Below are 12,370 nucleotides of genomic sequence, written 5' to 3'. Positions count from 1 at the left end.
TTTGTTACATATAAGCTCCAGAAGTCTATTTACCTATTAGACAGAAAAAAAAAGAACTCCCATCTAAGATGAAAGTCCTTTTGTATATGATATTTAGTTCAAACAATTAGTAAAACAGAGGATTCTTTCATTATCAACCGAGCAATAAATGATAGTGACTTTAAAGGATGTGCTTAAAAAAATTTTTTTCTCCCATATTACTAGCTTCTCTTTCCAATCAACTATTAGTTATAAATTGGTTTTTTCTCACTTAAACGAAGTGTCTGTGCAGTTAATGTATGAACTTCATGCAGAAGCTTAGGGTTTTCCTTTAATGGTATTCCATATGATGGAATCATTTCTTTTAATTTTGATTCCCATTCTGGTATTTGCTCTGGAAAACATTTTCGAATAACTTCAAGCATGACATGAACAGCAGTAGAAGCTCCAGGTGAAGCTCCAAGCAATGCTGCTATCGAACCATCAGCAGCAGTCACAACCTCTGTACCAAATTGAAGTGTTCCTTTGCCCCCAGCCTCTGTATCTTTGATTACCTGCACACGTTGACCTGCTACAATAAGATCCCAATCATCTGCTTTAGCATTCGGAATAAATTCCCGTAACTCTTCTATGCGCTTCTCTTTGGATAACATGAGCTGCTGAATTAAATAGCTTGTTAAAGACATATTTTTGGCACCTGCTGCCAACATGGTAAACAAGTTATCTGGTTTGACGGATGAAATTAAGTCAAACATCGAGCCTGTTTTTAAAAATTTGGGCGAGAACCCTGCAAATGGACCAAATAGTAAAGATTTTTTATTGTCGATAAAACGGGTATCCAGATGAGGAACAGACATTGGTGGAGCCCCAACTTTTGCTTTCCCATATACTTTTGCATGATGCTTGGCAACAATATCTGGATTCTTGCACACTAAAAATATTCCACTTACCGGGAATCCGCCCATATGCTTCCCTTCAGGAATGCCAGATTTCTGCAGTAAATGTAGACTACCTCCACCGCCGCCGACAAAGACGAACTTGGCAGAATGAGTTTCAGTGATGCCACTATCTAGATTTTGCACCTTCACTTCCCAATGGCCATCTGCTGTTCGTTTTAAATCATTCACACTATGCTTGTAGTGAATTCCAACATCTTTTTTTGCTAAATTGGCAAACAACAGTCGCGTTAAAGCGCCAAAATTCACATCTGTGCCTGAATCCATCTTAGTTGCTGCTATCGGCTCCTTATAATCACGGTTTTGCATTATTAGAGGGATCCACTCTTTCAGTTTTTCCGGATCCTTTGAAAATTCCATTCCTTCAAACAGCGGATTTCTCACCATTGCCTCAAAACGCTTTTGTAAAAAATCCACATTCTTTTCCCCTAATACTAGACTCATATGTGGCAATGGCATAATAAAGTCTTCTGGATTATGTAGTACTTGATTGTTTACAAGATAAGACCAAAATTGCAAGGAAACTTGAAACTGTTCGTTGATTTCTAACGCCTTCTTAATGTCTACTGAGCCATCTGGTTTTTCCACTGTGTAGTTTAGCTCACATAGTGCTGCATGCCCCGTTCCCGCATTATTCCATTCATTGGAGCTTTCCTCTCCTGCACTTGCTAATTTTTCAAACACTGTAATTTGCAGATTAGGGTCTAATTCTTTTAAAAGCATCCCTAACGTTGCACTCATAATCCCGGCACCAATTAAAATAACGTCTGTTTTCGTTTCTTGTCTGCTCATTTTAACCTTCCTTATACTTTTAGATTTTCAGAAAAATGTAAGCGTTCCCTTTTTGGCGCGATTAAACTGATACATTTTTTCTGTCTCAAGCATTTACCTGGTTAAAGCCTCATTTATTTTCAAAAAATTTTAAATAGTTTCCTTTTATTATACGATAGTTATTCCTTTTTTAAAAGTCAGAAATGAACAAGAATTGTCCAAACAAAAGAAGCCTTACCCTAAGAAAAACTGGGATAAGGCATTGATATGCTATTTATCAATAAAATATGCTTCCAAGAACCTTGCATTTAAAAGGCAGGGATCGCTGTTTCAGCATAATTTTCTTCTAAGAATTTACGAACCTCTGGGCTCGTCATAGCTTCTGCTAGCTTTTGAATTGGTTCCCAATCCGCATTATCCTTACGAGCTACTAACGTAATCGCAAAGTCATTCTCTACACCTTCTGTTAGCAATGCATCGCTTTTTGGTGTTAAGCCAAGCGGTGATGCATAAGCTGGTGTCATTACAACTAAATCAGCGTCATCATACATTCTAGCAAGCATTAATAAATCTACTTCTTCAAACTTTAAATTTTTCGGATTTTCTACAATATCTGCTTTTGTATAATAAGATCCCGTTTTCTCTTTTAATGTAATTACATCATGTTGAGCCAGCAATGCTAAGGAACGGTCAATATTGGATACATCATTTGCAATCGCAACTACCGCTCCATCTGGTACTTTATCCATGGAATCATATTCCTTTGAATACACACCATAGTTTGCAAAATAGATTTCTTCAACAGGAACTAGCTCTGCATCATTACTACGGTTAAATTCCTCCATATATGGAACATGTTGAAAAAAGTTTGCATCTACTTCTCCAGCTGCAAGAGCAGTATTTGGTTGCACGTTATCACTCAATACAACCATATCAAGGTTGATACCTTCTTCTGCTAATGTTGGCTTTACAAGTTCAAGAATTTCAGTCATTGGAGGAATTAAGGAAGCAACTTTTAATGTTACTTCTTCTTTTTCTGTATTCTGTGCATCCTTTTTATCTGACTCATTTTCTTTCGCACAAGCTGCCAACACGAATATACCTATCATCATTAAAAATAATATTTTTTTCATTTTTTTCTCCTGTCTTTACCTTTTATCAATCACTTTTGCTACTGCTGTACCAGTAAATTGTATAAGCTGTACAAAAACAACCATTATAATAATCATATAAATCATTAAGTCTGTTTTAAACTGCTGATATCCATAGCGAATGGCAAAATCCCCAATACCTCCGCCCCCGACAACTCCCATAATTGTCGAATAAGAAATAAAGCTAATAATCGATGTTGTTAATCCTAATACAAGTCCTGAACGAGCTTCTACATAAAGAAATTTAAAGATGGCTTCCTTTACAGATGCCCCCATCGAAATGGCTGCCTCTATAACACCCTTTGGTACTTCCAAAAGGGATTGCTCCACTAAACGAGAATAATGAGCGATTGCTATGATGGATAATGGAACAGTTGCAGCAGCTGTTCCAATGGCTGTTCCAATAATTATTCTTGTAAACGGAATAAGGAAGACAACCAATAATAAAAATGGAAACGAGCGAATAATATTTACTATTAAATTCAGCGTAGAAAAAACAAAAGGATTCTCCAACATTTTGCCCTTTCTAGTTAAGAAAAGCAAGGTACCAACTGGAAGACCTATTATAATGGCTGCTAAAATAGATATACCAACCATTACAAAGGTTTGTCCAATTGATTGCCAAATTTCCATTCTATATTGAATCAATATCTCAGGCATGGTCTAGCTCACCATCCTTTTTCAGCTGCTCTACCAAGCGTTTTGAAGTATTATTGATTTGCTGTATTCCTTTTGGTTCAATTGCCACTGTATCATAAATTTCACCGTCTTCAATGACCGTCACTCGATTGCATATACTTTTAATTACTTCCATCTCATGGCTGACGATTACAATCGTTACGCCTAGCCGTTTATTTACATCCTCTAATACACGTAAAATTTCAGCTGTCGTTTTCGGATCAAGTGAAGAGGTTGGTTCATCACATAACAAAACTTGCGGATTATTGGCAATGGCTCTTGCAATGGCTACACGCTGCTTTTGACCACCACTTAACTGGGCAGGATACTTCTCCATTAAGCTTTCTAATCCAACAAATTGAAGACACTCTATAACGCGACTTCTTCGTTCTCTCCTCGGAAAACGTGCAAGTTCTAAAGACACTAAAACATTTTCATAAACCGTCTTATTAGCAACAAGATTGAAATGCTGAAAAATCATTCCAATAGATTGACGAGCTTTACGAAGATCTTTATAGCTCAAGCTAGTCAGATTTCGCCCATCCACTTCTATTTCTCCTGTATCTGGAGCCTCTAATAAATTCATTAGACGAAGTAATGTCGATTTACCAGCACCACTCGCACCAATTATCCCAAAGATTTCTCCTTTATGTATCGCTAAACTAATAGACTTAATGACCTGGTAATTCGCATAACTTTTACTGACATTATGCAATTGAATCATCTAAAAAAACCCCCTTTATCATTTGAAGGGTAATTACAACCTTTTCATTATAGCGAAATATTGGTAGGTTGTCATTTTGGATGCCCAAATAGATTAACAGACGTGGCCATGGTCCTCTACAAGGTTAACAGATTTGTTCCCAAATAAAGTGCCATTCCCCAAATGATTATGGCAGATAGCTGATTCATGCGCTTTAAAACGATCCCATGGGTATCAATTTGCCCAAGCTTTCGACCTAGCAAAACTAAAAAACAAAACCATATCCATGAAACACTCATGCAAGCAACCGCAAAAATAATTTTTTCTTCACCACTATAAGCAAGAGAGCTTGTACCGATGACTCCAATCGTATCCAGAATTGCATGTGGATTTAATAAAGAAACGGAGGCGGCGAACGTAATTTGTCGACGTGGAGAAAACCGTATTTTTTCTTGTTTAATTCCCACTTCCGCAGCACTCTTCCACATAGCCCATCCCATATATACTAAGAAAAAGAATCCAATAAAAAACAAAAATGCTTTTACCCATGCAAAGGTAAATACCACCACAGAGACACCAGCAACAGCTAAATAGATTAGTAAACTGTCACAGATACTAGCTGTTATGATTGCCGGTAACGCATATGTGAATTTTTTATGTGTTGCTCCTTGATTAAACAAAAATATATTTTGAACGCCTAAAGGTAGTATTAACCCAAATGCCAATATCATTCCATGTAATAATGCTTCCATCCTTATTCCCCCTCTTCTTCCTACAGAATAGCGAAGAAGAGGCGTTCTGTCTCCATCCAATTGGATGGTCATTAACCCAACCATTTTGATAAAATAAGAGAAAATAAAGATAGGAGTATACTCATGGCAGAAATTGAATGGAAACCACAAAAAAGCTCAACCGTTTCTTTACACCAGCAAATAACTTCCTTTATGAAAAAGAAAATAACGCATGGAGAATGGACAATTGGTATGAAGCTCCCCTCTCAACGGAATTTAGCCAAGCAATTCCAAGTTAACCGAAGCACCATTATAACAGCCCTAGAGGAACTAGCTGCTGATGGGTTAATTGAAGCAAAGGTGGGGAGCGGAACAAAGGTAATAAATAATACGTGGAGCTTGCTTGCATCTACTCCTCCGCCAGATTGGATTAGTTATGTAAAATCAGGCATACATCAACCAAACATTTCTATCATCCAAGAAATTAATCAAGCAGAAGCAAATCCAAGTATTATTAGGTTGGGAACAGGTGAGCTTTCTCCAGAATTGCTACCTAAAGAACGCATGGAACAAACATTTCAATCTAGCGGAAAATTAAATCTCTCTCTTGGATATACAGAACCGAAGGGAAGCTTAGCTTTACGCCAAACAGTAAGTGCCTATTTGAAGACGAAAGGAATTATAACTTCCTCTGAATCCATTTTAATCGTTTCAGGAGGACTTCAAGCATTGCAATTACTTTCTATTGGGCTATTAAAAAGAGGGTCTACTATCTTTCACGAAGCCCCCTCCTATTTAAATTCTATTCATGTATTTCAATCTGCGGGAATGAACTTAATAGGACTTCCTCTTGATGAAGAAGGGTTAGCGTACAATGCTATTGGACGAATTAAGAGTAAGACCCAGCAAAAATCAGCATTACTATATACCATCCCTAATTTTCACAATCCAACAGGTACATTAATGTCTGAAAAGAGGCGAGCTGACTTAATAGCAGTTTGCCAAAAAGAATCGATTCCTATTATTGAAGATGATGTGTACGGAGATTTATGGCTGGACAGCCCTCCACCTAGGCCTCTAAAAGCAATCGATACGCAAGGAAATGTTCTTTACATTGGCAGTATCTCCAAATCCTTAAGTCCTGGACTGAGAATTGGTTGGATTGTAGGACCAGAACCAGTCATAGAACATTTAGCCGATATAAAAATGCAGACAGATTATGGTTCCAGCACCTTATCTCAGTCTGTTGTAGAAAGCTGGCTGCATCATGGCTTATATGAGGATTTTCTAAAGGACGTAAAAGCTGAGCTCAGGTATAGAAGAGATTTTACAATGGGATTATTAAAGAAATATTTTTCAGATATTGCAACATGGCTCTCTCCTAAAGGCGGGTTCTATATATGGCTAAAACTAAAGCCAAGCATCTCTACACGAAAGCTATTTGATTTAGCACTTCGTGAAGGAATTCTTATCAATCCAGGAATCATTTATGATAAAACAGATGATCAGCATCTGCGCATATCCTATTCTTATGCTACATTCGATGAATTAGAAAGAGGATTGATAACCTTAGCACAGGTAATTAAAATACAAGCAAAAGGACAGTTCTACTGATGATGTCCTCAGTAGCGCCGTCCTTCTGCGGTCTGAAAAAATTCTTGCAAATATGCGGTATTGTCTATATTCCTATTGCATTCGCTGCTATCTGTACAAATAAAATTTCCAATAGCCTTGTAATAATCTGCATTTTTGGGTTTTTTGTCTTTGGTAATCGTTGAAAAATAAGCAACTTCTCCAAAGCTATTGCAGAAAGAGCAAATATTTTTTTTATTAGTTGCTGTCATTTTCCCCTCCATTCCTACTAATTGTCCTTCTAAATCATAAATAATAAATTTTCTATTAGACTTTCCATCCGTCCAGCTTAAATAGGTTAGTTTATGGTGATCGATTGTTGTTAAATCAGGTAATTTTAATTTCTTTTGCTTTGGAAATAATTTTTTTAGTTGTTGTTCCGTCAGTTTCGGAAATGGCAATACATATGCAGTAAGTCCCTCGATGTATTGATCGTATTCATTCTTTGTTTTCCATTTGGAAATATCCAATAACGCTTGCTGTTCACTTGATGCTTGAGGAAAAAGTTCTAAAACTTTCGCATGAGCTAATTCTATTACGGCAACTAACACTGTTTTAGGTAAGCTTTTATTCATACTATCCTTAATAATGGCGATCTGTTTTTTAATAAAATTCAGTTGTTCATTTTTGATAAATGGTTCTGTCATTGCATTCTCTCCTATTATTTTGTTGTGTCCTGTCTTTCTATTTTAGTAAAACTCACTCCCTTTCTAAAATGGAAAAGATGATTGAGAAACAATTTTTACATAAAAAACACTGATGAGAGGTCACCAGTGCTAGTCTTTCTTTTTATGTGAGTACACGATTTTCTTAATTGTTTCCGTGGAGAGATGATATTCTATTGCCAATGCCTGAATAGTGCTTCCATTAGCAAAAGCTGCTTTTATTGCATTGTTTCGGCCATCTAGCATTTTTCTTCCACCACTTGAAGTTCCCCACTTCTTATACGCATTTTCTTGTTTCGGAATATACAAGGTCTCACCTTGAACATATTTTTGAATTTCTACAACAAGCTTTTCAGGTAAAACATTCGTTGCATTTGTATACTTCAATTTTGCCCGCTCCCTTATTTTTATTTTTTTCTAAAATAAGGTGCAAAGCCAAAATATTAGTTAGCGATAAAAATTACTTGTTTCGCCCCATGCAAAGTATCGCCTTTCTAATAATAGGCTTTGCATGAGTGGAAGTAGTATCAGACAATCGTATGTGATTCTCCAACTGTAAGCACCCCCTTTTACATTATTATAGCTAAATTTAATAAGTGTTTACATTCAAAGTTTAAGACTGCTTTCGTATCAAACAGCCAAATTTAAAGAATGGCCTCTGCTAATAAGGTATATGACTGCATTTTGTCCTCAAAGTCATAAATATTGGTGATTATCATAAATTCCTCTGTTTGATAGAATTCACTTAAATGCAAAATCTCGTCTTTTACCTTTTTGGGCGTCCCAATTATCGCTCGTTTTCGATTTTTTCTTATGATTGCTTGGTCTTCTTCTGATAGCTGAATCCCTTTTGCCTCTTCTTTTGAAAGAATAAAAGTGTCTTCGCCTTTTTCAATTGCTAGCAGCCAAAGATCTTGGCTAACTGCCATTTCTTCTGCTTCTTCCTGTGTTGGTGCACAAACAACAAATACACATACATTTGCTTGTGGGTTTCTAAGAATGCTAGACGGCTGGAAGTTCTCCCGATAATGTTTCATCGCAATGCTGCCACTGATTGGATTTATAAAGTGCCCATAAGTAAAAGCAGTTCCCTTTTCTGCGGCTAATCTAGCTCCCCGCTGCGAGACACCTAGCATCCAAATTTCTGGTCGAGTTTCAATGGATGGATACGCTTGGACCTCTTGATTAGATTGCGTATTGGCTATATATTCTTGAAGTTCCGTAACCTGACGCGGGAATTCATTTAAGCTTTTTCTCATTCCATCTGTTAAAGCTAGCCGAGTAGGCGCAGATCCACCTGGTGAACGTCCAATTCCTAAATCCATTCTGTTCGGATACAATGCTTCTAACACCTTAAAGTCTTCCGCAATTTTAAAAGGACTATATTGTGGAAGCAAAACGCCACCAGAGCCTACACGTATCTTATTTGTCTGTGCGGCAATAGTCGAGATAAGAACCTCTGGGGAAGTCCCAGCAATTCCATTGGAGTTATGATGTTCAGCAACCCAAAAACGAGTGTAGCCAAGCTCCTCTGTTCGTTTTGCCAATTTAATTGTATTTTGAAGTGCAAACCCTGCATTTAAATTCTTACTAATAACAGATTGATCCAGTACACTCAATTTCATTTGAATGACCTTCTTTCCTTACGTTTTAAAAAATATTACCATATTTCCTTTGCAATAAGCTCATAAGACTTCTTTCTACTTTCATAGCTATTCGTAATAGTCACAATCATCATTTCGTCTGCATTGTACGCTGATTGCAGCTCAACCAATTCCTTTTTAACCTCTTTTGGATTTCCAATAATCATCTTTTGACGCATTTCTTTCATTCTTTCTTGTTCCTCACTCGTAAAAGAATAATTTTTTGCTTCTTCTATAGTGGGAATGCCTTTATTTTTTTTCCCTTTATCCGTTTGGATTTTCGATAAGAACCAGCTTAAAGCCAGCTCTTCAGCCTGTTCTGTTGTTTCCGCGCAAATAATCGATATCGTTACAATCACTTGAGGTTCCTGAATGCCACCATTTTGTCTAAATGAGCTTCTATATGTATTCACAATCTCGATTCCATCTCTATCGCTCATAAAATGTCCAAATGCATAGGCTGTCCCATGCTCTGCCGCTTGTATAGCACTTTTTTCACTCGTTCCGAGAATCCATGGAACAGGAGCCACATCAGGAAAAGGGTGTGCTGTTATTTTGGAGAACATCTGATCTGCTGGGTAGTTATTATATAAAAAATGTAGAAGCTCTTTAATGGAGTTAGGCATATTCCGAACATTTTCTAAAAAATTCCCAGAGAGAGCAATCGAAGCTTCGGCAGATCCTCCTGGCGCTCTCCCTATTCCTAGATCGATTCGATTTGGAAATAATGTCGCTAGCATATTAAATGTTTCCGCTACTTTATACGGTTTATAGTGTGGTAATAATATGGCTCCAGCACCAATTCTTATCTTTTCTGTATTGGCACCAATATACCCAAGCATTACTTCTGGAGCAGAACTAGCAAGGCCGGGAAAATCATGATGTTCCGCAATCCAATATCTTGTATATCCTAGTTTTTCTCCACATTGGGCAAGCTTCATTGATTCTATAAGTGCATCTTGAGAGGTTTTCCCAGATAAAACAGGTGCTTGATCTAAAATACTTAATTTCATATAGAGAACCTCCCTTTCCGTGTATATATAAGAAAAAACAGATCTCTAAATCCGATAAGGATGACCTGTTTTGCTAATTCCCTTCTGAATTTATTCCACTTCCACTAATTCCAAAAGGAAATCACTAATGCTGTTTTCATCGGAGAAATTGGTATAGGAAGTGGAATATTTGTTGATTTTCCCTCTAAAAGCCACTTGCTCATTAGGGATATTTACATCAAATACATTTTCGTATAAAAACTTCGTAACTACGTGGTATTCTTCCCCACCTCTTACTTTAAATTCAAAGCTTACCATTGTTAACAGCTTCTCAGAATCGGTACTTTTTACCTTTTTCTCTTTATAATTGGAAACAGATAATGCAAAATCATTTAAGAAAACTTTATTTACCATCTTAATCGCTCCTTATTTGGAAAATAGAAGCAGAGGTCGGGTTAATCGACCTCATTAGAACCTTACCTCCGCTTCCCAATTTTTACTGTTATTTCTGTTCCTTTTCCCATCTCACTTTGTACTTGAATTTCTCCTTCATGTAAATCAATGATTTTTTTGACAATGGAAAGACCGAGACCATTTCCCCCCATGTTCCGATTTCTTGATTTATCTGCTTTATAAAAACGCTCAAATATATGCATGAGTGCATCTTGGTCCATTCCGATTCCTGTATCTCTTATTTTAACAGTAATAATCCCATTCTCCGATTTAAATGCCTCAACTGTTATAGTACCTCCTTCTGGCGTGAATTTTATACTATTATGAAGTAAATTAATCCATACTTGATCAAGCATTTCCTCATCTGCAGTAATCGTTGCATCTGGTAGAACGATATCCATATTAATTTCTTTTTCTGACCATTGGGGCTCATTGGCAAGAATAATCCGGCGGAGTTGATAATCTAAACGGTATTCTTTTAGATCCAAAGGCAAATGTTCCGCTTCTAAAGAAGTAAGCTTTAATAGACTTTCACTTAATTTAGACAAACGGATGCTTTCCATTTCAATAATGCTTAAATAGTGTTTGCGTTCTACTGAACTTAAATCATCATTTTTCAAGGCATGGGCAAAACCACTTATAGAAGTTAAGGGTGACTGGATTTCATGGGATACATTGGAGATAAATTCCTGACGCAGCTCTTCCATTTCCCCTAATTTTTCTGCCATGTGACTTATATTTGTTACGATTTGATAATAAGGATGATCATTGTCTCCTTCACGAAACTGATTTTTATAATAAGAAAGATCGATATTAAAATTTCCTTCAGCTATCATCTTTATTGCCTGAATGATTGGATACAAGTGTTTGTCTTGTTTTGATCTTACCCATGGAATTTTTGTGATAATCGATATTAAGCAGCCAAAAAAGAAAAATCCCACTAAAGAATTCATTAATTGCCTGATGAAATCTCGGGGCGTTATTTGGATTACATCATAAAGCCATGCTGTTAGCCCATAGGCTAGTGACCAGCATAATAGTAAAAACAGAATGATTGCAAGGAAACCAGCTGTTCGTTTTATGAATTTTGCTACCTTTCTCTTCACTGTCTTACCTCCAATCGATAACCAAGACCACGAATCGTCGTTATCTTAAAGGGACATTCCTCTTCAGGGAACCGCTGGCGCAATCGATTTATATGAACATCAACTGTTCGTTCATCCCCTTCATAATCAAAGCCCCAAATATCTTCAATTAATTGTTCCCTTGAAAAAGTTTTCTTTTGATGGGTTGCAAGTTTAAATAATAATTCAAATTCCTTTAATGGCAGGGTAATCTCCTCCTTGCCAATCGACACTTTATACGAGTCCCGATCGATCATGACATTGCCAATTTCCAAACGATTCGAAAGGGAGATTTGATAGCGTTTAAGTAAAGCTTTTACTCTTGCAACTAACTCAGCTGGAGCAAAGGGCTTTACTAAATAATCGTCTGCTCCAAGGTCAAAACCCTTCACTTTTTGCGTAGTCTCTCCTTTTGCAGTCAGCATTAAGATTGGCAATGTATCTGTATAATAAGTCCGTACTTCCCGGCAAAATGTCCATCCATCCATATTCGGCATCATAATATCAAGTATAATTAAATCAATTTTATCCTGTTCGAGTAAAGACAGACCCATTTCTCCATCTCCTGCTTCTACACTAGACAAGCCTTCCTTTGTTAAAATAACATGAATTAATTCTCTAATATGTGGGTCATCATCTACTATCAGTATTTTTGCCATATTATCATTCCTTTTAAAGAAATAAGGACCACCCGTGAGAACGGGTGGTTTTCTCTGCGGCTGAAAGCCTTTGTTACTGACCAAACCCTAAAGGGCTACTGAAAGGTTCGCCATTTGTACTACTTCTACTGGCCAGACCTCAAAGGCCTTCTCTCCTAATTATTTCGTTTCTTTTTCTTCACTTCTTCCCCTGTAAATGGATCAATATATTCCATTATCGTTAATTGTTCTGC

13 protein-coding genes and 1 pseudogene are annotated in these 12,370 nt (G+C 36.9%); 1 reads left to right on the top strand and 13 read right to left on the bottom strand.

The window, feature by feature from the left end; all coding sequences use genetic code 11:
* Positions 1-224: 224 nt before the first annotated feature.
* From ADJ83_RS18410 to ADJ83_RS18390, 5 genes are all read right to left on the bottom strand, one after another.
* Positions 225-1,727, bottom strand: coding sequence for a malate:quinone oxidoreductase (locus tag ADJ83_RS18410; RefSeq protein WP_031535460.1), 1,503 nt, complete (start codon positions 1,725-1,727; stop codon positions 225-227).
* Between the two features lie 287 nt (positions 1,728-2,014).
* A complete protein-coding gene (locus tag ADJ83_RS18405; protein ID WP_031535462.1) occupies positions 2,015-2,839 on the bottom strand; it encodes a MetQ/NlpA family ABC transporter substrate-binding protein in 825 nt (274 codons plus the stop codon).
* A gap of 15 nt (positions 2,840-2,854) precedes the next feature.
* A complete protein-coding gene (locus ADJ83_RS18400; protein WP_031535464.1) occupies positions 2,855-3,517 on the bottom strand; it encodes a methionine ABC transporter permease in 663 nt (220 codons plus the stop codon).
* A complete protein-coding gene (locus ADJ83_RS18395) occupies positions 3,510-4,259 on the bottom strand; it encodes a methionine ABC transporter ATP-binding protein (RefSeq protein ID WP_048718630.1) in 750 nt (249 codons plus the stop codon). The genes ADJ83_RS18400 and ADJ83_RS18395 overlap by 8 nt, the downstream gene beginning before the upstream one ends.
* Positions 4,260-4,375: 116 nt before the next feature.
* A complete protein-coding gene (locus tag ADJ83_RS18390) occupies positions 4,376-4,990 on the bottom strand; it encodes a LysE/ArgO family amino acid transporter (RefSeq protein WP_048718628.1) in 615 nt (204 codons plus the stop codon).
* A 123-nt stretch (positions 4,991-5,113) separates the two neighbouring features.
* Here ADJ83_RS18390 and ADJ83_RS18385 point away from each other — a divergent pair, with 123 nt between their 5' ends.
* Positions 5,114-6,583 carry a PLP-dependent aminotransferase family protein gene (locus ADJ83_RS18385; RefSeq protein ID WP_048718626.1) on the top strand — a complete coding sequence of 490 codons (1,470 nt, stop codon included), beginning with the start codon at positions 5,114-5,116 and terminating at the stop codon, positions 6,581-6,583.
* An 8-nt stretch (positions 6,584-6,591) separates the two neighbouring features.
* On the opposite strand, the gene ADJ83_RS18380 is transcribed toward ADJ83_RS18385, so the two are convergent.
* The 8 genes and pseudogenes from ADJ83_RS18380 to ADJ83_RS27035 all read right to left on the bottom strand — a co-directional run.
* Complete coding sequence (locus ADJ83_RS18380) at positions 6,592-7,248, bottom strand: FusB/FusC family EF-G-binding protein (RefSeq protein WP_031535473.1); 657 nt, start codon at positions 7,246-7,248, stop codon at positions 6,592-6,594.
* Positions 7,249-7,377: 129 nt separating this feature from the next.
* Positions 7,378-7,653, bottom strand: coding sequence for a CD3324 family protein (locus ADJ83_RS18375; RefSeq protein WP_031535475.1), 276 nt, complete (start codon positions 7,651-7,653; stop codon positions 7,378-7,380).
* Between the two features lie 257 nt (positions 7,654-7,910).
* Complete coding sequence (locus tag ADJ83_RS18370) at positions 7,911-8,891, bottom strand: LLM class flavin-dependent oxidoreductase (protein ID WP_048718623.1); 981 nt, start codon at positions 8,889-8,891, stop codon at positions 7,911-7,913.
* A 35-nt stretch (positions 8,892-8,926) separates the two neighbouring features.
* The gene (locus tag ADJ83_RS18365) at positions 8,927-9,922 is read right to left on the bottom strand and encodes an LLM class flavin-dependent oxidoreductase (RefSeq protein ID WP_048718620.1); all 996 of its coding nucleotides are present in this window, start codon (positions 9,920-9,922) and stop codon (positions 8,927-8,929) included.
* A gap of 90 nt (positions 9,923-10,012) precedes the next feature.
* A complete protein-coding gene (locus ADJ83_RS18360; protein ID WP_048718616.1) occupies positions 10,013-10,315 on the bottom strand; it encodes a DUF3219 family protein in 303 nt (100 codons plus the stop codon).
* A gap of 62 nt (positions 10,316-10,377) precedes the next feature.
* Positions 10,378-11,460, bottom strand: coding sequence for a sensor histidine kinase (locus ADJ83_RS18355; protein WP_152910847.1), 1,083 nt, complete (start codon positions 11,458-11,460; stop codon positions 10,378-10,380).
* Positions 11,457-12,137: a response regulator transcription factor gene (locus ADJ83_RS18350; protein ID WP_031535487.1), complete on the bottom strand. Its 681-nt coding sequence runs from the start codon at positions 12,135-12,137 to the stop codon at positions 11,457-11,459. The genes ADJ83_RS18355 and ADJ83_RS18350 overlap by 4 nt, the downstream gene beginning before the upstream one ends.
* Before the next feature lie 155 nt (positions 12,138-12,292).
* Positions 12,293-12,370: pseudogene (locus tag ADJ83_RS27035) on the bottom strand (IS200/IS605 family transposase); the annotation flags it as partial.

Origin of the sequence: Bacillus sp. 522_BSPC, from assembly GCF_001076885.1 — a bacterium.
GTDB classification, from domain to species: Bacteria; Bacillota; Bacilli; order Bacillales; family Cytobacillaceae; genus Niallia; species Niallia hominis.
The sequence above is the reverse complement of the archived record's forward strand: the minus strand, read 5'-3'. Positions and strand labels throughout refer to the sequence as shown.